At 50.1% G+C, this 22520-nt stretch carries 16 protein-coding genes and 1 pseudogene; 4 read left to right on the top strand and 13 right to left on the bottom strand.

Annotated elements, in window-relative coordinates; translation table 11 throughout:
• Positions 1 to 100 precede the first annotated feature (100 nt).
• The 8 genes from KXU80_RS03890 to KXU80_RS03855 form a co-directional block, all read right to left on the bottom strand.
• Positions 101 to 2188, bottom strand: a complete 2088-nt coding sequence (locus KXU80_RS03890; RefSeq protein ID WP_219836977.1) for a hypothetical protein — start codon at positions 2186 to 2188, stop codon at positions 101 to 103.
• A 90-nt stretch (positions 2189 to 2278) separates the two neighbouring features.
• Positions 2279 to 3826: an extracellular solute-binding protein gene (locus KXU80_RS03885; protein ID WP_219836976.1), complete on the bottom strand. Its 1548-nt coding sequence runs from the start codon at positions 3824 to 3826 to the stop codon at positions 2279 to 2281.
• An 80-nt stretch (positions 3827 to 3906) separates the two neighbouring features.
• Positions 3907 to 4767, bottom strand: a complete 861-nt coding sequence (locus KXU80_RS03880; protein WP_219836975.1) for a carbohydrate ABC transporter permease — start codon at positions 4765 to 4767, stop codon at positions 3907 to 3909.
• On the bottom strand, positions 4761 to 5621 hold the full coding sequence (locus KXU80_RS03875; RefSeq protein WP_258171404.1) for an ABC transporter permease: 861 nt from the start codon (positions 5619 to 5621) through the stop codon (positions 4761 to 4763). Before KXU80_RS03875 ends, KXU80_RS03880 begins: the two co-directional genes overlap by 7 nt.
• 314 nt (positions 5622 to 5935) lie before the next feature.
• Positions 5936 to 7690, bottom strand: coding sequence for a cache domain-containing sensor histidine kinase (locus KXU80_RS03870; RefSeq protein WP_219836973.1), 1755 nt, complete (start codon positions 7688 to 7690; stop codon positions 5936 to 5938).
• A gap of 6 nt (positions 7691 to 7696) precedes the next feature.
• Positions 7697 to 9256: a response regulator transcription factor gene (locus KXU80_RS03865; protein WP_219836972.1), complete on the bottom strand. Its 1560-nt coding sequence runs from the start codon at positions 9254 to 9256 to the stop codon at positions 7697 to 7699.
• A 99-nt stretch (positions 9257 to 9355) separates the two neighbouring features.
• On the bottom strand, positions 9356 to 11605 hold the full coding sequence (locus KXU80_RS03860; RefSeq protein ID WP_219836971.1) for an FAD-dependent oxidoreductase: 2250 nt from the start codon (positions 11603 to 11605) through the stop codon (positions 9356 to 9358).
• A gap of 369 nt (positions 11606 to 11974) precedes the next feature.
• Positions 11975 to 12802: a sugar phosphate isomerase/epimerase family protein gene (locus KXU80_RS03855; protein ID WP_219836970.1), complete on the bottom strand. Its 828-nt coding sequence runs from the start codon at positions 12800 to 12802 to the stop codon at positions 11975 to 11977.
• 1218 nt (positions 12803 to 14020) lie between these two features.
• Here KXU80_RS03855 and KXU80_RS03850 point away from each other — a divergent pair.
• The 4 genes from KXU80_RS03850 (at position 14021) to KXU80_RS03835 (ending at position 17927) form a co-directional block, all read left to right on the top strand.
• The gene (locus tag KXU80_RS03850; protein WP_219836969.1) at positions 14021 to 15478 is read left to right on the top strand and encodes a spore germination protein; all 1458 of its coding nucleotides are present in this window, start codon (positions 14021 to 14023) and stop codon (positions 15476 to 15478) included.
• 62 nt (positions 15479 to 15540) lie between these two features.
• Positions 15541 to 16623: a Ger(x)C family spore germination protein gene (locus tag KXU80_RS03845; RefSeq protein ID WP_219836968.1), complete on the top strand. Its 1083-nt coding sequence runs from the start codon at positions 15541 to 15543 to the stop codon at positions 16621 to 16623.
• Between the two features lie 3 nt (positions 16624 to 16626).
• Positions 16627 to 17730 carry a GerAB/ArcD/ProY family transporter gene (locus KXU80_RS03840; protein ID WP_219836967.1) on the top strand — a complete coding sequence of 368 codons (1104 nt, stop codon included), beginning with the start codon at positions 16627 to 16629 and terminating at the stop codon, positions 17728 to 17730.
• Entirely contained in the window at positions 17727 to 17927 is a 201-nt protein-coding gene (locus KXU80_RS03835) for a hypothetical protein (protein ID WP_219836966.1), read from the top strand. Before KXU80_RS03840 ends, KXU80_RS03835 begins: the two co-directional genes overlap by 4 nt.
• Before the next feature lie 157 nt (positions 17928 to 18084).
• On the opposite strand, the gene KXU80_RS03830 is transcribed toward KXU80_RS03835, so the two are convergent.
• The 5 genes and pseudogenes from KXU80_RS03830 to KXU80_RS03815 form a co-directional block, all read right to left on the bottom strand.
• Entirely contained in the window at positions 18085 to 18573 is a 489-nt protein-coding gene (locus KXU80_RS03830) for a GyrI-like domain-containing protein (protein WP_219836965.1), read from the bottom strand.
• Between the two features lie 368 nt (positions 18574 to 18941).
• A pseudogene (locus tag KXU80_RS27820) lies at positions 18942 to 19145 on the bottom strand (transposase); the annotation flags it as partial.
• Positions 19100 to 19276, bottom strand: coding sequence for a hypothetical protein (locus KXU80_RS27815; RefSeq protein ID WP_258171233.1), 177 nt, complete (start codon positions 19274 to 19276; stop codon positions 19100 to 19102). The pseudogene KXU80_RS27820 and the gene KXU80_RS27815, both read right to left, overlap by 46 nt.
• 269 nt (positions 19277 to 19545) lie before the next feature.
• Complete coding sequence (locus KXU80_RS03820) at positions 19546 to 20271, bottom strand: hypothetical protein (RefSeq protein ID WP_219836964.1); 726 nt, start codon at positions 20269 to 20271, stop codon at positions 19546 to 19548.
• A 538-nt stretch (positions 20272 to 20809) separates the two neighbouring features.
• A complete protein-coding gene (locus tag KXU80_RS03815) occupies positions 20810 to 22510 on the bottom strand; it encodes an alpha-amylase family glycosyl hydrolase (protein WP_219836963.1) in 1701 nt (566 codons plus the stop codon).
• Between the last annotated feature and the right edge of the window lie 10 nt (positions 22511 to 22520).

The raw sequence follows: 22520 nt of genomic DNA, 5'->3' as shown, positions 1-22520 counted from the left end.
TGAACGCCCCATGGAATGGTGCAATCTCTTTCATGCGTCTATGAAAAGCTAAGCAGCCTTAGTCCGGTTCAATACCGAACTAAGGCTGCTTAGGGTTGCTTCACGAATGCCCATTCTCATGAATCGCTTCCACCTCTGAATTGACGGTCTTCATGATATTGACCATATCCGTATAGGGCTGATCCTGCTGGTTTACCAAGCCTGTATTATAATTCTCGCCGTCTCTACGCCCGGTAACCGCCTGATCAAAATACCCAAACCAACCCGAGCCGACGAACAGCGGATGTGCCGTTTGACCTTCGATGAAAGCTTTGAAGGCCGCTCCTCTGTCCGCTATACTAGCCGTACTAGTGGCTGCATTGGCGGGCGATAGACCGCGCTCGCTAGTGCTAAAGGTATATTCCAGATTCAACAGCGGTTTACCGAAAGCCTCATACCTGGAAAGCCAACCCGCATCTTTCGAATAATTATCTACAGAGAAAGCATCCACAAATCCCATGGCTGCCGAATCCCAATCCAGACTGGTCCGCCAGGTGGCGACGATAGAGGAACCTAAGAACAAATGGTTCGAATCATATTTTTCAATAATCGTACGGATCGTCGAGAAGTACGTTTTGGATGCTAATTTGATATAGTCCGATACATCAACAGCCGGAACGTGAGCGATAGCGATCGACGTATTCTTTAAGGTGTCAAATGATTCGGCGTTCGTGCCAAGAAGCTGATTAACAGCATCAATGTCATTGTTATATCTTGGCGCAAGAAAATCCACAAAAGCTCTTTTCGCCGCAGATGTCGAGTCATACGTCAAAATTTCTTTGACAATGTCGGTCGTCCATCCGGCCTCATTATCGTAAGTGTAGCCGATCAGCCACCGGTCATTCCTCGCCTTATGAAGCTGTGCGCACAAAGCGTTGTCGATAATGGATTCAGCTTGCGAATCGAACACATCGTACGTCCATTGAATCCTTTTCAAATTCATCGGATCTTGCAGAACCTGTATATAGGGAAACGTGACATTATTAGGTCTGGTCCACTTGCTAAAGGCATTAAAGCCCCAATTGATCAACCTCTTCTTGGTGATTTCCTCCCACTTCGACTCATAATCGCTGCCGTATTTCTTCATGACGTTGGCGATGACGAAGCTGACTCTTTCGCCATTTAAGTCATTTGTGTAAGCGGGCGTATAAACGCTCGGATCAGGAAGCTCCTCGAACACCTTCCGGGGCGTGCCGTCCGCCCTCTTATACGGCGTTCCGTACCCCCACTCCCATATGCTTGTCGCATCCACGCCCTTTAAAATGAATTTATGGCCGTCCGGTGTAATAAACCACCATTTTTTATCGATTTGTTCAAGTCGGAAAAATCCGGTTCCTGTGTACTGCCCTCCGCTTTTGATCCCGCCGTACTGATCGTATTTTCTTCGGTCCAGCGAAACCTTCGCCAGCGCTTCCGCCTCATTCGCATATTCCTCCTGCAATTGTGTGTCAGTTACAACCTTTCCCGTCCACGTTTCATAAATCCATTGTCCGAATTTATCCACCATCAAAGCGTCTTTCTTAAGTTCAGCCTGCATCTGCTCTACAGTAAAAGCAGGAGCCGGATTCTGTCCTTCATCGCCCACGCCCTTATAAATTTGCACTTCAGTAAGCGGGATATGCTGATAGGCGTTTGACCGCTTAATATCGATGACAATAAACCTGGCTGTCTTGTTGTTCACCTTGATGTTAACCGAATCGTTCAAGGCGGTTCCCGATTTAACATGCTTGCCGGCAATATAGTAATAATCCGTTGCAGCCTCGGGGCGGTATTTGACCGTAAATTGTTTATACCCCCAATAGCTGTTAGGCGAATTCAATACGATGTTTATGCTATCAAGCGGGTAGTCCTTCAGCAGGTCAAACACCACCTGCACCGTTCCTTTGGATGTGGCGCTTCCCATCCAACCGGCATAGGTCGTCGTTAAGTTGTCTAGAAGCTTGCCACCCTCTGACGATACCAAGCCAATCGCCCCATTGTCGGGAGAATTTCCTGCATCCGGGGCAGGGCTGTAATAATAGTTTCCGGTTTTAAGCTGCATCCCTTCCGCGAGCGTTCCTCCTCCGGAAGGGATGCACGAGAATACGAGCAGGAATGAGAGAATTAGTCTTAGAGCATCACCTCGATACCATCTATACCATTTGCTCATAATTTACCTCCGCCTTCATAGTCATCGACATGGTTGTGACGGTAAATTAATGCTGTAAAGCGTAACTACTAAATGAAGCGCTCTTCCTTCTTATTTACCGTAACCGAGCTCCTCCAGCTGCTTGGTTGATGCATCCATGTACGTTTTGAAGTTCATGCTCGATTCAAGCGTTTTAAGGAAGCTGTCGTATTTGGTAAGCGGGCTTTTTCCATAGATAAATTTCACGAATTCTTCTTCTATGAAACGAATGGTATCCGCCGGATTATACCCTTCAGGATTGGTCAGGAATCCGTTCAGGATTTGAATTCTCGGCTGGCTGTTGGCAAATTGGATATATTTGGATTGCGGCGCGAATTTCGTCTGTAGGTAGGTCATTTCCGGCCGGCCGGTAAACTGGTACAGCCAAGTAAAGCCCGCTTCTTTGCCCATCAGCTCGGTCGGCGTGACCTTGTCGCCTTCCAGATTGTAGTGTGTTCCGTTAATACCGAACTGCACCAGCATCGATCCTTCCTTGCCGGAGACGTAGTTCAGCAGATCGAATACTTTCTGAAGTTTATCCTTGTTGTTTTCCAGTGCTTTCGGGATCGCATAGATTCCCGTGGTTCCGCCCAAATCGTACGGACCGTCATGTTGTCCGCCTGGCCCTAACGGAGGTGCGAGTTGAATCCAATTGGCGTTCGGGTTTACTTTCTTGATTTGCTCGGTGAATTGATCCTTGCTCAGGTTCGGCCAATCGACCCAGATTATGCCCGCTTGCCCCTTAATCGCCTTCTCCTGATGCTGAAGACCGGTATTGGCCATAATCTCCGGGTCGACCGCACCGGTATCGACCAGCTTCTTGATAAAACCGAGTGCGTCTTTCATTGCCGGGTCATACAGAGAATTGGTCAGCTTCCCGTCCTTGATGTAGAACGTGTTCGGGTCCCCTACACCGAATGCGCCGAAGATCGGAGCGAACGTGGAAAGCTTGCTGCCGGTAAGTCCGAGCGTATCTTTCTTCCCGTTTCCGTCCGGATCCTGCTCGGCGAACGCCTTAACCACCTTCAGAAACTCGTCGATTGTAGAAGGCGGCTGAAGACCGAGCTTTTCGAGCCAATCCTTGCGGATCCAATAGGTGTTGTAAGGGATACTGGGCGCTTTCGGAACGGCGTACACTTTACCGTCAATCGTCGTCTTCTTCAAGCTCTCGTCGCCGATGAAATCCTTAACCGGCTGCAGCTTATCCGTATACGGGGTCAAATCGAGCACAAGCCCCTGCTCCACTAATTGTTTCAGCGCTGCGCGGTCCGATACTTGGAATAAATCGGGAAAATTGCCGGATGCCAGCCGCACGTTCAACTGGTTTTTATAATCATCACCCGACGCGTATACGGTTAAATTCAAATCCGACTGAATCGCTTTATCAATGGCCTGCTTAATAAAGTCCTTGTCCGGAGTCGGCAAATTGTTACCGGTCTCAATGATATCGAGTTTGACTGGGCCGCTCGATTCACCGGAACCCGCGATGCTTTCACCAAGTGCGCCTGCAGTCTTCTTGTTCATGGAATTCGATGAATTGCCGGACGAGCAGCCTGCAACCACGCTGCAAATAAGCACAATGCTGCTTAACATGACGGCAACAGCTTTCATTCTCTTCATTTTTTGGATCCCCTTTCTTTTAAAAACCTTTTATTGTTAAACCGGCCCTTCCCGTTCCTGCAGTAACGGGGTGCCGAGCTTCAACCTTTGACGGAGCCGAGCAGCATGCCTTTAGTAAAGTGCTTCTGCAAAAACGGATATACCATAATTATGGGCAGACTGGCCAGAATAACGGAAGCCATTTGCAGTGTTTCGCTCGGTGTCATATTGTCGGCATTTTCGAGCGGCTGCTGCGTTTGGATCAAAATTTCCCGCACGACCACCTGAAGAGGGAACAGTGTCCGATCGGTCACATACATAATCGCTTGAAAAAATTCGTTCCAGTGGCCCACCATATAGAACAATCCGATGGTCAGCGTTACCGGTACGGAAAGCGGTGCGACGATCTGGAGCAAGATGCGGAATTCTTTGGCCCCGTCGATTCTTGCGGATTCGAACAGTTCCTCAGGGAGCGACTCGTAGAAGCTTTTCATGATGAGCACGTTGAAGCTCCACACGAGGTTCGGTAAAATCATGGCCCAAATGGAATCCAGAAGCCCGATCGACTTGACGACCAGATAAGTCGGTATGATCCCGCCGCTGAACAGTAGGGTAAAGACCACCATCATAAGAAAAAGGTTGCGTCCCGGGAGCTGTTTGCGGCTGAGCGGATACGCCATTAACGCCGTAATCACCATATTGAGAATCGTGCCGATGACGGTTACCAGTACAGTAACCCCGAAGGCGCGGGGAATATTCGATTCCATGAGCAGCTTATGGTAAGCGTCAAACGTGATCGATCTCGGCACGAGAATGAAGCCTCCGTTTTTGAGCACTTCGCTGAACGGAGTGAGCGAAACGGACAGGACGTACAGTAGAGGGAACACCGCGACAAGCCCGCACACAAGCAGGATGATAAAGACAACGGCGTTTGCGATGCGGTCATTCGTGCTTTTTACCATATGCCCTCCCCCCACCGCCTGGCGAGTTTGTTCGACCCCAGCACCAGAACCAATCCGATTGCAGCTTTGAATAATCCTACCGCCGAAGCCAGACTGAAGTTAAGCTGCTGCAGACCGGTTCGGAACACCCAGGTATCGAGAATGTCGGCGACGGCATAGACTTGAATGTTGTACATGATATAAATTTGCTCGAAGCCCGCATCAAGGATATGGCCCAGGTTCAAAATCAACAGCATGATGACAACGGTCCGGATGCCGGGAAGCGTAATGTGCCAGATCATTCGCAGTCTTCCCGCGCCGTCCACCCGTGCCGCCTCGTAAAGCGTAGGATCGATGCCGGCAATAGCCGCCAAATAAATGATTGCTCCCCAGCCGAGATTTTGCCATATTTCCGATCCGACCAGAATGGACCGGAAATAAGACGTCGAGGTCAAGAAGGGAACAGCTGTTCCGCCTGCATCCTTCAGCCATTGGTTCAACAATCCGGAGCTTTGGGACAGCAGCGCAAGCAGAATGCCGTATATGATCACCCACGACAGGAAATGCGGCATGTACGTTAAGGTTTGGATCAGCGATCGAAACCATCTGATCCGACATTCGTTAAGCAGCAGCGCCATGGCAATGGGAGGTATCATGCCGAAGAGCAGCTTGTATACGCTGATCAGAAAGGTGTTTGTAAGCAGCTGTGAGAAATATGGTGAATGAAAAAAGGTTAAAAAATGTTTGTTCCATGGGCTTGCCCATGGGCTCGACCAGATCCCATCCATCATGTTGAAGTCTTTGAAAGCGATAATGACGCCGTACATCGGGATATATTTGAAGACGATATAATAAATGAGTCCCGGCAAGAGCATCAAATAGAAAGCTTTGAAGCGCCAAATGTTTCTGCCGAATACGGAGATAACGCCCGGTTTCGGCGCCGATCTTTGTACGGAATGGGCTGCATTCCGCTGGTTCATAGGTTTCACCTCGCATCTTTGTAAGCGCATACAATTGCGCAAACCAAGTATAGCAAGGCGAACAAGGTTTCAACTATACAGTGAACTTGCGAAATGAAGAACAAAACCGACAATTTTTCATCGTGGATGAATGCTGATCGACCAAAGGTCTCCTCAAACCAATCATCCGTGGATGAATGCTGAGTCGACCAAAGGTCTCCTCAAACCAATCATCCGTGCACGACGGGAATCGTAATGCAGACGACCGTCCCCGCATTCGGCAGGCTTCCGATCCTTAGTCCGTAAGGAGCGCCATAGTGAAGCCGCAGACGGTGGTGGACATTCGCCATTCCGATGCCGGAGGAGCGCTCTCTAGGTTCCGCCGTCTGCTCGTCAAGTGCCTCCCGGAGCTTCGACTTATCCATCCCAGCCCCGTTGTCGCGGATAAAGAACCGCAGTTTCCCTTTGCGTATGGATCCCCGGACGTGAATGTGACCGTCGCCGCAGCGGCTTGGGGCGATCCCGTGGAAGACAGCATTCTCCAATATCGGCTGCAGCGTCAGCTTCAGTATGCTGCAGGATAACGCTTCAGTATCGATTTCCTGAACGAATTTGAATTTGTCTCCATACCGTATTTTCTGGATTTGCATATACATGTTCAGCCCTTCCAGCTCTTCTTTCACCGTTAAGAATTCCGATGTTTTATCGAAGCTGAGCGATAATACGCCGACTAGGGCTCTGATCGTTTCCTTGACCTCTTGCGTCCTGTGCTGCTTGGCCAAACTTCCGATGCATGCCAGCGTGTTGTACAGGAAATGAGGGGCGATCTGGCTTTGCAGCACCTTCAGCTCCAGCTGTTTCTTCCGCTCTTCCATTTGCTTCGTTTCCTGCAGCAGATTGCGGATCCGTTCCATCATGGCATTAAAGCTTTGGGTAAGCCGCCCGATCTCGTCTTCCCTTTTCACGACAAGGCTCGGGATTACGCCCATATCATGTACCCGGTCCATCTTGACTGCGAGCATCCGGATCGATTTGGTCATATAACGGGACATGGCAAACGCCATGAACAGCAGGACCACGAACCAAATGCTGGCGGCCGCCTTATAATTATCGAACAAACGGATGACGTTCTGATAAAAGTAACGGTCTTTGATCAGCACGAGCAGCGTCCAACCAAGTCGATTCTGTCCGGATTTTACGACAACGAGCTTGCCGTTCGGCCCGTTCACTTCGCTTGCCGTTACCGGTAGCTCAGCGAGCTTGCCGATGAACGATTCGGGGAGGTCATCGTGATATGTACCCGGTTTTTGCGGGAGTATGCCGTTATCCCGATCGAACGTAACTACCCTATCCTTATCGGACATGATCACGAAGGTCTGATAGGAGCCTGAGGTCAATTCGCTTATTTTCCGGTTCAGGTTATCCAGATTGAGCTCGATGACCGCGACCCCTAAAATGTCACCATTGCCTTCGCTTACCGGACGGGATATGGCTACCGTCTCGCCGGAGAGCGGAGATACATAGGGCTGGCTCACGACCGCCGCACCATAGGTTTGCAGCGACTTGTCATAAATTGAGCTCAGTTTCGGATTGCCGATAATATCGTAATTGACCTGGGAGCTGGCATACACTTTACCATCCTTGCGGATGATATACAGCGTTTTCACGAGCGAGCTGTTGTTCTCGGCAATGAACCGGAGCGATTCGGATATTTTGTTGCCGTCTCCTTCCCGAAGCAGTTTGGCGTCCGTCGATAATAGCAGCAGTACATTCCGACTATTGTCCAGATACGTATCAAGAAACTGGTTCGTGCGCGCGATCAATGTCACTGAATCCGATACCATTTGATTTTTAAACAAATCGGCCGCTTTGTAGTAGTTGTTCCAAGCTAGAAGAATAAAAAACGCGAACGTTATGATAAATAAAAACAGAAACTGTCTGGTCGCGAGGCTCCAACTCCTGTACCAGCGATAGATCCGGTTCAATCGCCATCATCCTTTGCCATCTTGGTCAGCCATTCTTAGCTCGGTTGGAGCCGCTCCCGTCCATTCGCGAAATAGGGCGGAGAAATAACGGTAGCTCGGAATGCCTACCTGCTGCGCAATCTCATATACCCTGAGCGATGTATGCTGCAGCAGATCAGTCGCCTTCTCGATTCTTTTCCCAGTCACGAAATCGTTGAACGGAACTCCCGTTTCTTCCCGAAACAACCGGCTCAAATAATGCGGGCTCAGCCCGACCTCCCGGGAAACGATATTAAGCGTGATCGTCTTCTCGAGGTTCGCTTCGACAAATGCCTTTGCTTCCGTGATTTCTTTGCGGCACTTCTTGACCTTGCCCGTCGATTCGATTTCATGAACGAAAGCTTCCACCAATTCATTTATGGTAGCAGCATCGAGGATCTGGCACGATACTTTCCACCCTTTGCCGCCTTGAGCCGCTTGTTCTCGGTGCCAGCCGCGAAGCCAATCGGCAACGAACGTCCGCAGCTCCTCCGGCACGATGCGTCTGTTTATCGCCCATTGCACGAAATCCCCCCGAATGACCTCCGCCAGCTGTTCCCGGTTCCATTGCGCTTTGTGCAGCTTGACCGACATTTCAGTCGCCGTTTGTTCGTCAAGTGATGCCGGTCCGGTGGGCGAAGTCGCAAACACCCTGCCTGCACCATCATAGAAAACCGCATCCGGCCTCTCGCAAACGCTGCGGTACATATCCGCAAAATCCGCACTTCTCCAAATAGGATCGCTTAGGACGCCATAAAGCCTGTATGCATCGCAAAGGAAGGGCAGTCTGCCGTCGAGTGATTGATACAGCTCCTCCATTATCTCCTCCAGTTCGCGGCGTATTTCTGGCGAATTGCCGTTCTCCGCGCGGAATACCAGCACATAAATGCCGCTGTCGCTGTCGGCCGGAACCCAGGTGAACGGCTTCAGCTGCTCCAGCAAAGTTAGCGATTCTTCGCATGCATGATGAACGAATAGACGACCTGCCTTTCTCGTCTCCACATGAAACGCAGCAAGCTGTAACGGAAGCTTGGCCTGGAAAGAATCTTGCAGCCAGGCTGGAAACTCCCCGTCATCGGCAGTCTGCCGAGTCATTTCCATCAGTTGTTCGAACGCCTTCCATCGTTGACGTTCCGCCTCGCTGCGCTGAAGCGATTTCTCGTGATAAACGCCCCCCTTCGCCCGATGCATCGCCTGCGCGAGATCACTGTCATCCATCGTCACTTTCACAAGGTACTCTACCGCACCGAGCTTGATCGCTTCCTTTGCATAGGCGAAATCCGAATGACAGGTAAGCAGGATCACTTGGATATGGGGAAACTCCGACTTCAAGCTTCGAAGCAGCTCGAGTCCGTTCATGACTGGCATCGTAATGTCCGTTATGACGATATCCGGCGTGCGGCAACGGCAAAACCTTAGCGCCTCCTCGCCGTTCTCCGCTTCTCCAATCCACTCGGCATGATGCTTCTCCCAGGAAAACAAACGAAGCTCCTGACGAATTGGCAGTTCGTCATCGACAACCAATACAGTTAATAGATCGTCATTCATTCGGCACCCCTCCCGAAAGAAAGTTTCAAACCTATTCGAACAACAAAAAGATGGCTTGCACAAAAGCTGCATAACCATCTTATTTTTCGCGCCTATAAACTATTCGTACACCCTGACCTCGACAATTTCGGCGCACAGGCTGCCGTTAGTCGAGAAAACTGCGATCCGGATCCTGTCAGCGGCGACCGCCGCATCCAGCGTATGGATGCGTTTGCGTTTATGATTGTTTTGTCCTTCCGCTACAGCGGTCCATTCGCCGTTCGCATATACCTCGACAGCATAATTTTGAATCAGTTCTGGCATGATTGCAAACGGTGTGCGGTGGTGATGAAGGTTGATCAAGTCCTCGTTAACGTCGTCATTGAACGTAATGTGGACCGACCGGACGTTCACCTGGTTCGCCCAGCTAAGCTCCAACCACTCGGGCGAGTCTTCCCGCATGGCGACGGACGACCACAGATGCGGACCTGCAAACGGACGAACAAATCCGTCGACGGCTCTCTCCGGGGAGAACGCATTTGTCCATGAAAGCAGACGGAAGCAGAGCGGTTTGCGCACGAACGGCCGCATGCTCCATTGGATGACAGGCTGCGATGTCTGATGGTCCTCGAGATCTGCGGACACGATCGGCGCCGGTCCTTTGACGAATGTAAGGACTCCCGATTGCGGCTGACCTGACAATTGCAGCGAAATTCGCTCGGCGGCTTTAATAATGAGGAAGGCGTTCTGCGGGGCAGCCGGTTTCCAGCGCAAATCCAGCTTTACCCATTGCCTGTCGCCTTTGGCGACTTGCGCCGATGCAGTCGTCTGCAGCGTATGCGGGACGTAATTCTCGCCACGGCCCGTATTCCACAGCTCGACCGCAAGCGTCGCGGCTTCTGCAGCATCCACCAACAGCTCGATGCCGTCAATGCCCGGGTCCGCTGGCAGCAGCAAGCCCACGTCGGAATTAAGGGGATAGGCTTCCACCGGCGTTTCCACCGCAAGTCGCGTCAACGTACTGGATGCCTTGACGTTCGCCTTCAGCGCCAGATCGGCCGGATCCTCGTTGCGCAAGCCGATAATCGAGGCATCCTGCCTCATCATCGTTTGCTGCAATTCGCGTAGATGGCCGTTATGCAGCTCGCGTGGCGTAATGCCCTTCTCCACGCTTAAAGCAGCCCCGGTACCCGCGGCTTCCCCGATGACGGCACAGGTTGCCATTACCCGCGTCGTTCCGAACGCGACGTGCGAAGCGCTTATATTGCGGCCGGCCATGAGTAAATTGTCTACGTTCACGGAATAAAGCGAGCGAAACGGAATATGATAGACGCCGTCGATATGCAGGTGCTTGGATCCGCTTTCCGCCGAGTACATGCCTTGCGGCGGATGTAGGTCGATGGACCATCCTCCGAACCCGATGCGGTCTTCGAATTCGCGTTGCGCCAAAAGGTCGTTCTGATTGAGCACATAATCGCCGATGAATCGGCGGTACTCCCTTTTTCCGGGGATCGAGCCGATCCATTCGAGTGTCATATTATCGGCATCGAACTTGCCCGAGTTCTTGATATAGTCCCAAATGCCGTAGATGGCGGCCCACAGCTCATCGCGTATCAGCTCGTTATCATGAACGGTATCGAATTCGCCTCCCCATTCGATCCACCAATAGGCACAACCATTATCGCCGCTGCGAATGACTCGCTTCATCGGAATCGTCGTCTGGGTGATGTCTTTAGCAAAAGAAGGCGGGATATATTGTACCGGATGGCCCGCATCCTTTGTATAGAACAAAAGCGTGCTGCCGAGCGTAATATCGTCCGCCACGTCAGGCGCCCAATCCTCGTTGTATTCGTCCTTCGACTCGCGGCCGACCCGATGCTTGGCGCCGGCGAGAAACCCAACCAGCCCATCGCCCGAACAATCGAGAAACACGGCGCTTTCAAAACGGATCCGCCGTTCCGATCCCATCATCCAGCCGGTAACGGAACGAATCGTCCGGTTATTCTCGTCGCCGCTGGCCTCCACTTCATGGACATCCGTATTGAGGAATAAGCGGATATTCGGCTCCGCCCGCACCTTCTCCATGATGACCAAGTCCCAAAAATAAGGGTTTCCATCCCTATTGCGGAACTGGTTCTCAATGAACATTTCGCCCATAATGCCGGTTTCCCTTGCATAGCGGTGCGTTCCGTGCGCCGTAGCGCCACAAACCCACACCCTCACCTCGCTGCTGGAATTTCCGCCGAGCACGGGCCGGTTCTGAACCAGCGAAACCGTTCTGCCCAGCCGAGCCGCAGCGATAGCCGCACAAACCCCCGCCAGCCCGCCGCCGACAACCGTTATATCCGCCGCCACGACCTCATGCCTCATATCCCATACACTCCTTCGAATCAGATGATTATCTTTAATTTCATCTTATAAGATCCTCTTAGTAACTAATATGCATTGTTTTACGATGATAGATATACTTTATTTCATGAGGTCAACAGAGGTGGAAGCGTGGATGAATCCGATGATTACATGTCTTGCCGCATTCAAACGGATTGTTGCTGATATAGGTTTAACCCGGCCTACGCACATGTAAAAGGCTGCTGGATCGTCCAGCAGCCTTCAACTTGTTTGGGTCTGTATTAAATTTTTGCCATCTCATTGATAAGCAAGATATTCTTGTTCGTTCGGCTAGTACCTGCGAGATTCTCAACCGCATCGTTGCTATAAGCCTGTCGTAATGCGCAAAACTTACGTTCGCGCTGCTGCTCGGCCGTCACGCACAAAACGGGTTGCGGCAGCCAGTTGCTCCACTTGAACGTCTTCAAGCGTGACGAAGCCATATGGCTTATGCCCCTCTAGCAATTCCCAGAATAATGGATAGTTTAGATCGCCCAGTCCAGCTGCCGTAAAAGTGATCTCTCCGTTTTCCCCGCGCTTTAGATCCTTGGCATGCGCGCTAACGATACGCGGCCCAAGCAAGCGAAATGCGTTCCTTATCACCTCGTCTTGATCATCCAGCGCAGCCGCATTCATTAAGTTACACGGATCGAGTACGACGCCGAGGCAAGAGGAAGGAAACCGTTCTAACGATGATGCCAGCGTTTCCGCCGAAGCAATCAAGTGCCCTTGCGCCGCTTCCAAGCCAATCGTGACACCCCAACGTTCGGCTTCTTCGACCAATTCTTCCAACGCCCGGTTAAGTCGTTCTTCGTTTTCCGCAAATCGAGCGGGGTCCTTGGGTACGCCAACCTCGGTCGCTACGATCGAAGCTCCAAAATGCCGCGCATGGCGCAGATGCTCCTTAAATCGATCGACATTATGCCGATACAGGTCGTCATCCGGCTCAATCAAGCTGGCATAGCAACCAAGTACCGCGATGCCGACGCGTTGGTCCGCGAACGCGCCGCCTACTTCGTTAGCTAATCCCGGACTCATGCGCCCCAATGAAAAATCCACGTCCGAGATCGCCTTGGACAGCGCAAGCTGTACATAATCAACCCCTCGTTCAGCAACCCTCTCCGCCAAGTGTTTGTATGGGAGTTTCCCCAGCAAGTGCGCCAATAAGCCAACCGACATGTCCGTTCCTCCTAGATGTAAGATGCAACTCGGAACGAGCCCATGAACAGGTTCAGTTCGTTCCCTTCGTATAACGGTGATTTAATGATAAGCGTCTTGTCCATATAGCGGTTTTATTTTAAACCTCCGCCAGTTAAGCACAGTTCGTTCTTATAGTCGTCATTATACACTTGAACGATGTAGGCATAAAGGGTCCCCGCTTTACCCAAATAGAAGAATTAGTTACTAATTCCGAATAGAGAAAAAAGAACCCCCGAAACCACTGGAACCGTGGATTGGAGATTCTGCCGACCGAACAATGAATGAGCTAAACGCCAATATTAAAACTTTCCAGAATCCCCCTATTACTTTGCCATATACACCGTTGTCCACCCTTGTAAGGCATCCAAAAATCGAATCGGTTTACCAATCTTCATCAGGCTCATTCCCCCATGGGCTTCAATCTATATACTTGTCCGCCATGTCTACCTTATGCCGTTATGACTTTGACAGAACGAAAGGCTGCCGTTTGTATCGGCAGCCTCGACTTGCTGATTATTCAACTAACCAAAATATCACTTACAGAGCGCGTTATGTGAACAGAATCACCGGTACTCTGTTTTATAGTGCTCAGAAAAGGGTAGGAAACGGAGGACACGATACGGCATTGATGAATCGCGGATCGATACCATAGAAATACCAGTATGACCCGCTCCATCTATACCCTGCAACGCCGTCCATATCGACATGTGTCGGGTAAAACCAGAAGTTCTCGCCAGATCTAAGCCAAACATAGGTGTACTGGTAAACGCAGTCGACGATATAAGAAACTGCGGGTTGCGGTGGGATGAATGCGGGAGGAGGAGACTCCGGCGGTTGTCTCGTAGGTCCTTGATTTTTCATTTGAGCCATAACATCTCTCCTAACGGAAGATATTCATGATTTTACATGCAAGTGTATCTTATACTACGTAGGTTAATAACCACTTGACTGTACGCATGCCTACTCTAGCCTCTGCGAAAGGCACGTATACTTGACCTCCATGCGCGAATGCTTGGTCGTAAGTTGGAATTCAGCCTGAGCATGGGCAAAATCGGTCAATACATTACATTCCAGCTCAGATCTAATAAATCGAATATATTAGCCAATGCGAGTGTATAACCACGGCTGATACGTATTGACTACCTGGCAATTGGAAATGATATCCTGTGAAGTCACGAATTCGCAGGAGGCTTGAAGATGCAGCAAATATTGCCCGGTAAGCAAATGGCCGACGAGGTTACGAAGCGACTGGGACATTCAACGGACTTGACCTGTCAGAAGCTTCAGCTTGCTGAAGGACTCGATGGCTTTATTATCTTCCTGGGCACGCTCGTCGCCGACAGCCAAATCGAAGAGTGGATCGTCGGGCCGCTGATTCGGGCGCGCGATTTAGGTCACGCTGCTTCTTCTTCCCCCGCCGAAAACATGGTCGATCATATTTTCTCGGTGCGCAGGCAGACGCTGAACAATGTCGACGAATGCATCGCCGCTGTGCTTGAAGGGCAGTGCCTGTTAATTCCCGAGGACGGGAAATCCGTTGTCAGCTATGATGTCTCCAAGATACAATATCGTTCCGTGACGGAGCCGATTACGGAGTCGGTCATCCGCGGTCCGCGCGAAGGCTTTATCGAAGACGTCGACTGCAACGTGTCCTTGATTCGCAAACGGCTGAAGTCCGAACAACTCGTCTTCGAGAAGATTATCGTCGGCAGCGTCACCAAAACAAAATTGTTCTTGTCCTATATGCATGATACAGCTCCCGCTGCCGTCGTCGATGAATTCCGGCAGCGGCTTCTTTCCATCCAAACCGACAGCATTCTCGAAAGCGCCTATATCGAGGAATGGATCCAGAATAAAGGCCTGTCTCCATTCCCGCAACTGATCAGCACGGAAAGGCCGGATGTCGTCACCGCCAAATTGATCGAGGGTCAGGTTGCCGTCATGACGGATGGCACGCCTTTCGTTCTTGTGGGCCCCATCACGTTTTTCCAGTTGTTCGTCTCGCCTGAGGATTACTACCAGAGGGCCGACATCGCCATCCTGCTTCGATGGCTGCGGATGTTCGCGTTCCTGCTGGCCGTATTCGTGCCGCCGCTGTTCATCGCGGTCGTCAGCTACCATCAGGAAATGCTGCCTACGACGCTGCTGATCAATCTGGCCGCTCAGCGGGAAGCAGTACCATTCCCTGCATTCATCGAAGCGCTCATTATGATGATCACCTTCGAACTGCTTCGCGAAGCAGGACTTCGAATGCCGCGAATCGCCGGACAGACCATCTCCATCGTCGGCGCGCTGGTGCTTGGACAGGCCGCCGTCGAAGCCGGGCTCGTATCCGCGGCTATGGTTATCGTCGTCTCGTTAACTGCGATATCTAATTTTATCTCGCCTAGTTATTCATTCGGCATCTCGCAGCGGATACTACAGTTCATCTTCATGGCGCTAGCCGGCGTAATGGGCTTATTCGGCATCATGTGCGGCGGATTTTTCCTATTGATCCATCTGTCTTCCCTGCGCTCGTTCGGCGTCAATTACATGACGCCCGTTGCCCCCCTCATCCTCTCCGATTGGAAGGATACGCTCGTTCGGGTGCCGCGCAAATATATGGCTCATCTCTCGGAGAAAAAGCCGTTTCAAACGAACAAGTCCGAAAGGTGATTGCGATGCGAATGGTTTGGTTCGCGCTACTGCTTCTGTTGTTTTGTTCCGGTTGTTGGGACATGAAAGAAATCAATCAATTGGCGATCGTGAATATCGGCTCGGTGGACAAGGATCCGAAGACAGGCCGCGTCACGGCGATTTTTCAAATCGTCAATCCGTCCGGCGTCTCGGCCAAAGGCGGCGGCTCTACGAAAGCTTCCGTGTATTCGTACAAATTTGAAGAGTCCAGCCTCGGCAGGATAACCGAGATTACGGGAACGGCGATGCCGCGCTTGCTGTTCGCCGCTCATATGCAGTGCTACATTGTAACCGAACGTTACGCGAGGCTTGGCCTAACGGACATGATTAATTTCCTCGAACGGAATCCGGAGCGTCGTACGAACGTGCTCGTGCTGGTGACGGATTCCCCGCTCTCGGAAGTGCTGAACACGTTCACGCCGCTCGAGATCGTGCCCGGCCGGTTTTTCCGTTCGTTATTGGATTTGAACGCAGATTTCCTCGGTTCGTCGGCCTCGATGACGCGCATGAAGGATTTGGCGGAGGGCATCTCCACGTATCAGCCGGCGATCGTGCCCATCGTTCACTTTAACGGCACGCGGAGAGCCGCTTCGGCAAGTCGGCTCGACGACATTGATGCCCGCAAGAATGGCCTCAATCTGACGGACAGCGCCGTTATCGTCAAGGGCAGAATGGTCGGCCGAATCGACAGAGAAATGCAGAAAATAGACTACATTCTGAATCATAGGGCGACCAAATCTGTTTTCAGCCTGAATGTGAAAGGTTCACGCGTCGATGTACAAGCGTATCATATCCAGGTAGGGCGCAAACAGGATCATGCGAACAAGCGGTTAACGTTCCGCATCCGCGCCGATTTGACGATTTTGAACAACCAACAAACCAGCATGATGACGCTCGGCAATCTTCACGATGTCGAGCAAGCCTTTAACTCGCACCTCATTGAACGCGCCAACGATTTGATCAAGCTGGCGAAGAAGAACCGCTGGGATTTATTAGGACTGCAAAACCATCGCGTATCCGAAGAAGCATGGCTCGGGATGGACTTCAAGTTTCAGACGGAATCGAAGGTTACGATGCTAGGCAACACGATAAAGCCATACAATTCGCGTGAAAACGGAGATTAACCTATGAAGCAAGCAAAGCTCGACAGATGGCAGCTCTTCACCTTGACGCTCTCATTTTGCATCGGGACGACATTTATCCTGCTGCCGAGCGATACGATAGCAAGCGGGAAGCAGGACGCCTGGCTGCTTGAGCTCTGGTCGTGCTTGTACGGCGTAATTCTCGCGTGCCTTTGGCTGTATTTGTACAAGTTTCACCCTGGGCTCAGCTTGATCGAAATTGCCCTGAAGCTCCTTGGCAAATGGGTCGGCGGGTTCGTATCGGTGTTGTATATCGTCTTTTTCCTTCAAATCTCATCCTGGGTCACCCGAAACATGAGCGACTATATGAGCTCGAACATCATGCCCAAGACGCCCATCTCCATCTTTAATATTATGGTGCTGTTCGTGTGTGCATACGCGGTCGTCAAAGGCATCGAATCGATCTCCTCGGTCAGCGGGATGCTGACGCCTTCGATGATGCTGATCTTCTGGATTCCGTTCACGCTTATGCTGAAAGAATGGAGATGGAGCCGTTTCGACCTCCCGCAGGTCGATTTGGGGCATGTCTTCCTGCATACGACATATTTGCTTGGATTCCCGTACATGGAGACGATATCGCTGCTCATGCTGTTCCCTTATGCGCAGCGGGACAAGCTGCGGAAGCCTTTTCTGCTTGGAATCAGCTCCTCCGGCGTACTCATGTCGATTGCCCTCCTCTTTACCGTAGGCATTCTGGGCGTCTATCGGAGCGAGCATCTGTCGAATCCCATCTATATTATTTTCCGCGAAATGCAGTTTTCCAATTTCATCGAGCATCTTGAAGCAATTATATCGGTCAACGTACTGGTCATGGTCTTCATTAAGCTGAGCGTCATTTTCTACTGCGCCGTTCTCGGCATTTGCCAGCTTCTCGGCCTGCAGAACCGAGCCATCGTCGCTTACCCGCTGATCTGGGTGATCTCCGCGTATGCGATGTACTTCGACAACGTGATCGATAATTTCGAATGGGTGCGGAAGTACTTGTTCGATTATTATTCGCTGTTTGCGATCATTATCCCAGTGCTGCTTATTGCCGTCACCTGGCTGAAGCAGAGCCACTTATCCTATAAGGGGGAAGAAATGTCATGATTCCGCTCATTGTCTGCTATGCCCTGTTCATCTGCGGCGGCTTCGTCCTCCACCGCAGAAAATGGCAAAACACGAAGGAGAAAGTCATCTTTGTCGCGACCACGTCGCTCGGCTTGGTGATGTGGATCTGCATCTTCGTCCGTTATCCGCTCGATCTGAACAAGGCGATCGCGGTGATCTTGGATGGGCTGCGTTAAGCCCGTTTCGCTGGCCAAACCATTCTTGAAACGACAACGACCGCCGAGCGGCTAGCGCCCTGGCGGTCGTTCGTTCCCCGAAATCCCTCTGCCGGATCGTGGGCGAATGCCCCACGATGCATGATACGCTGTTAGGCGATGCTGTCATGAACTACTTTCAAGATTGCTTCTTTTTTATTGGGCAATATATTGTAATTTCATTCTTATCATCGTCGATTTCTCTAATTGTCTTCTCATCATACTTCTCAAAATAATAAGAGACATCATCATATTCATATCCATTTTCTTGTAACCATCTAGATGTAAAATCATATGCCATATAAGTCTTCCGTGATGCGCCTATAAAATATGTGACTGAATAAAGCCTTGGAAGGATTTGGATATGTACCATGCCGTGAGGTAAATTAGTTATTTGCTTTACTTCAAAACAACAATAAAAATCCAAAAGCCCATTATTTCCTTTATAATTCGGGGGTGTAATCCCATACGTCACTTGATGATTTTTTATATTTCGTATTTCAGATTTTCTTTCAGTTAACTCTTTAAATGTATGGTTGACTGCAATTCCTAAGTCAGTCATCACACTATTGGTTCTAATCCCCACAAATGTAGAAATTTCGTTTGTTTGAAGGATTTCAATTTTCATAAATGACACCTCACTTTGGATTGTACCCTCGGCATTTCTCCTTTGGCTTGGACCAAGGACCGAATGGTCCGATGCGTGAATACGGTGTTTAATATGCTGTTGGGGCCTTCATCGAAATGCTCACTCTCACCTTCTTGATAACCAGCCCTTACCTGTTGGTAAATTCTATATAATCTACTATTTTTTTGGTTTTTTAGATCGTTACCTCTGGTATCTTTATTTTTTCTGTTTAGCTCATCTAAAAATCCCCTTAACAAGTTTTTCCAAGGTTTTAGGGATACTGCCAGTTTATACAGGAGTAATAAAAATCAATCCTTAAGATCTTTTAGGGAACTAGGGAGTTTTGTCTAACGTTCTTGTATTGATATGATGCGCTGTCTTGCACGATGCAGATCTTCTTTTGCATCTTCCCTAGCTCGTACTAAATCCCGCAATGCCTCCGTATCCCGATCCGGCACATAGACACTTGTAAGTTCACCAGCTCTAAACAATTGAGTCAGTCGCAATGCATCTCTGCGGTCTGTTTTCACACGGTCTCCTGCCCGTTTAGGTATGAGCGACGGTGCCACCACTTTCTCACAGCCTCTGGCTTGTGCGGAATAATTCCCCAGAACCGCGGTTCTTCTCTTCCCGATTCAGCGATTGCAACAGCGATGGTTTCCTTCGAGACATCCATCCCGATATATTTTGTGGCATTATTCATATTAACCAGCTCCTTTTTGTTGTGGCTCTGTAGAGTAGTTTGTCCATAACTACCTCTATAACCTACGTTGTACAATTAGGAGCTGGCCTCGTCATCATAACTCACGAACCCGAGAGTCTTAAGTGACCGTTAGGGAACGGGTCGTCAGACTTAGGCTCGCAGTGGTTGTCCGGCTGATTCACCCGCGGCACTTCTACATCGATCGGACCAAGGGCGTCAGCCCGCAGCGTGAATATGGTGTTATGCGACGTTCTACTTCAATGAGGAACTTAAACAATTGGCATTTGATCAATATTTATTTTCATTGGTGTTTCGTAAGATTTAATATGAAAATTAGCTAGTTCCGAGTTTCTTGGCTTTAGATTAATAAATCCATTTGATTCGGTAATAGATGATACTAGATAAAAGATATCTTCATAACTCTTAAGTTGAATTAAATTTGATTTCCTCGTAATTCCAGTCTTTTTATCAAAACATTCTATAAATGCTCGAGATATTTTGTTTTCTGGTCTTATTTGATAACTAATAGTTATTGTGTATTTCTTAGTATCCTTAGTCAGATGGATGATTTCTAAATTACTTCTTAGTTTCACTAATTTCTTGAAAACTTTATCAACAATACAAATTTGATCTTCTGAGATAGCGATTGACTTTAATACATTAGTAATAATTTCAATAATATTGTTCTCTTTATCTTCTTTAGATTGTAAATTAAATAGCTCAAGTGATACTCCAATATAGTAAAATTTCATCCATTTTTCAGGTCTATTGGCCGATTCTTCAATCGCTCCTTCTGCCAAATATGGTGTTAGTACAATATATAAATGATGAAAGTCTTTAGTAACAAAATCTAGTTCTCTTAATTTTCTTGAATATCTATCACTTAGAAAATGAATTGATTTATCAATAGAATAAATCTCTCCAATATAGCTTGGAAAAGAACTTCGCGTTTTTTCTTCAAATAATCTAATATCACGGATTATTGTGTACTTCATTGTACTTCACCTCATAAAAGAATGTCGTATAACGTCATATTTACGAACTTCGCAATCAATTCAATTTAATACGTATTCGTGAATTGATAATACTATCCTGCTGCCCGTTGAACAAAGGAAGCTGACTCTTCTTTCCAGATGCCTACATGTCTTTTTTGAGATGAGAATAGGATAAAGTACTTGTCACCTGATAAGTGCCATGTTGGCCGCCGCTCCGTTCGCAGCCGCCATCCTTCCTTCAGCATGAGTAGCGTAGCTATTCAATAACCGTGAGATACCCTCCTCGTGCGAAGCCGCGCCGTTTGCGTTTTCTTAAAACCCGCCGTTTACCCAGTGCCATTCCCCCACTTTGATGCTCCTCGCTTTGGATGCGATAATCGGAATTGGAGTCCTTACGGACCTCAACACAGCAAATGCGGTGCCGTAGAAAGCTTGGACCATCGCCAAAAAGACCGTATCCACGGGGATACGGTCTGAATTGACGTACTGGTTTACAAGCTGAGTCGGAAAAATTCCGGGCGATTTTGGTACGAACCGATTACCGGTTCGTCTTCACCCACATCGCCTCGTACGGCATCAGTGTCATGCCGCCGTTCACTGCGCGTCCGCTGATTAAATCCGTACCTTGCGCTTCCAGTGCGAGAGGCACTTCATCGGCAGAAACGTTGACGAGCACGATCACCTGCTCGCCCGTGGATGCATTCGTCCGCGCGACGGCGAACACCCGGTCGTCCAGGAACAGCACCTCCTGCTTCGCCTGCGGATGGAAGGCGCTTTGCGCTCTTCTCCGTTTGATCAGCGCGCTGTAGCGTTCGAAGATCCCTTTCCGAACCGGACTGGAGGCGAGCTCCGCTTCCAAGGCCGCAATGTCTAATTTTTCGCGGTTGATGCGGCGGTTAATGCCGGATTGCTCGACGCCCTCGTAATGGTTTTGCGATCCGAGCAAGCTGTGAATATAGATGCCCGGTACGCCGGCAACCGACAGCAGGATCGTCTGGGCCGCCAGGAAACGATTGATGCGAACCTCGTCCGGCTCGTCCGGATGCGTCAGCGCATCCACATACGTGATGTTTAACTCATACGGGCTGGTCGAGCCATCCGGATTGTTCTTGAACGATACGCGTCCGCCGTGCTGAAGCGTGCGGTCGACCATCAATTGCCGTTCCGCTTCGGTCAGGATGCCTTCCGTCGGCCGAACGCCTACACCGTCGTGGGAGGCCAGGAAATTGAAAAACGTCGTTCCCTCGGTCGTCGGCTCCAGGCTGTCCGCCCATTGCAGGAGCTTCCCGGCGCTGCCGGTCAGAAACGAAAACATCGTCAGCGGAGGCAGCGGGAACTGGTAGACCATTTGCGCTTCGTCATAGCCGTTGCCGAAATAACTGATATTAAAGTCATGCGGCACGTTCGTCTCGGTGATCATGATCGTGCCGGGTACAAGCTCGTCCAAAATATCGCGCATAACCTTGATAAGCGCATGGGTCTCTTCTAGATGCATGCACGTCGTGCCGTGCTTCTTCCAAGCAAAACCGATCGCATCAAGGCGAATGAAGCGCGCGCCTTTGATCGCGTACATGACAAGAATGTCGAGAATGTCCAGCAGCACGTCCGGATTTTGAAAATTAAGGTCGATCTGATCCTCGCTGAATGTCGTCCAAATATGCTTCTCGCCCCGGCTCGTCTCGAACGGCGTCAATAGCGGCAGTGCACGCGGACGGGTTACCGCGCTGTAATCCAGCGAAGGATCCGCCTCGATAAAATAATCCGCGTATTGCGGATCGCCGTTCAAATACCCCTGGAACCACTCGCTTGATTTCGAGATATGATTGATAACCGCGTCGTACATCATATCGTAATCGGCCGCAATCGCTTGAATATCCGCCCAATTGCCCAGGGCTGGATCGATGGCGCGGTAATCCGTGACGGAGAATCCGTCGTCGGACGTAAACGGATAGAACGGCAAAATGTGAACGGCGGACAAGGTCTCTTTCAGATGGTCATTCAGAAAACGATGCAGCGTCTCAAGCGGCCGCTGCGACGAGCTTTGCACGGAATCGCCGTACGTGATCAGCATGACGTCGTTCTCGCTCACCCAAGGCTTCGCCGCCGTTTTGAGCGGTTCGTATTTGGCGGCGATCTTCTCGATGCCGGACATGATTTCGGCGCTCCGATCCCCGTACAGAAATTGCAGCTTGTCCTGAACGCTTGTTCTATGCGTGTTTCTAGTTGCTTGGTGCAGCATGTGTTTCTCC

The sequence above is a fragment of the Paenibacillus sp. R14(2021) genome, assembly GCF_019431355.1.
Taxonomy (GTDB): domain Bacteria; phylum Bacillota; class Bacilli; order Paenibacillales; family Paenibacillaceae; genus Paenibacillus_Z.
This window is presented reverse-complemented; position numbering and strand designations above follow the sequence as displayed.

Excerpts from the sequence above, each read along its gene's own strand:
- KXU80_RS03890 (WP_219836977.1), bottom strand. The coding sequence starts at position 2,188 with ATGAGCAAATGGTATAGATGGTATCGAGGTGATGCTCTAAGACTAATT.
- KXU80_RS03885 (WP_219836976.1), bottom strand. The coding sequence starts at position 3,826 with ATGAAGAGAATGAAAGCTGTTGCCGTCATGTTAAGCAGCATTGTGCTT.
- KXU80_RS03880 (WP_219836975.1), bottom strand. The coding sequence starts at position 4,767 with ATGGTAAAAAGCACGAATGACCGCATCGCAAACGCCGTTGTCTTTATC.
- KXU80_RS03875 (WP_258171404.1), bottom strand. The coding sequence starts at position 5,621 with ATGCTCTTGCCGGGACTCATTTATTATATCGTCTTCAAATATATCCCG.
- KXU80_RS03865 (WP_219836972.1), bottom strand. The coding sequence starts at position 9,256 with ATGAATGACGATCTATTAACTGTATTGGTTGTCGATGACGAACTGCCA.
- KXU80_RS03860 (WP_219836971.1), bottom strand. The coding sequence starts at position 11,605 with ATGAGGCATGAGGTCGTGGCGGCGGATATAACGGTTGTCGGCGGCGGG.
- KXU80_RS03855 (WP_219836970.1), bottom strand. The coding sequence starts at position 12,802 with ATGTCGGTTGGCTTATTGGCGCACTTGCTGGGGAAACTCCCATACAAA.
- KXU80_RS03850 (WP_219836969.1), top strand. The coding sequence starts at position 14,021 with ATGCAGCAAATATTGCCCGGTAAGCAAATGGCCGACGAGGTTACGAAG.
- KXU80_RS03845 (WP_219836968.1), top strand. The coding sequence starts at position 15,541 with ATGAAAGAAATCAATCAATTGGCGATCGTGAATATCGGCTCGGTGGAC.
- KXU80_RS03840 (WP_219836967.1), top strand. The coding sequence starts at position 16,627 with ATGAAGCAAGCAAAGCTCGACAGATGGCAGCTCTTCACCTTGACGCTC.
- KXU80_RS03835 (WP_219836966.1), top strand. The coding sequence starts at position 17,727 with ATGATTCCGCTCATTGTCTGCTATGCCCTGTTCATCTGCGGCGGCTTC.
- KXU80_RS03830 (WP_219836965.1), bottom strand. The coding sequence starts at position 18,573 with ATGAAAATTGAAATCCTTCAAACAAACGAAATTTCTACATTTGTGGGG.
- KXU80_RS27815 (WP_258171233.1), bottom strand. The coding sequence starts at position 19,276 with ATGAATAATGCCACAAAATATATCGGGATGGATGTCTCGAAGGAAACC.
- KXU80_RS03820 (WP_219836964.1), bottom strand. The coding sequence starts at position 20,271 with ATGAAGTACACAATAATCCGTGATATTAGATTATTTGAAGAAAAAACG.
- KXU80_RS03815 (WP_219836963.1), bottom strand. The coding sequence starts at position 22,510 with ATGCTGCACCAAGCAACTAGAAACACGCATAGAACAAGCGTTCAGGAC.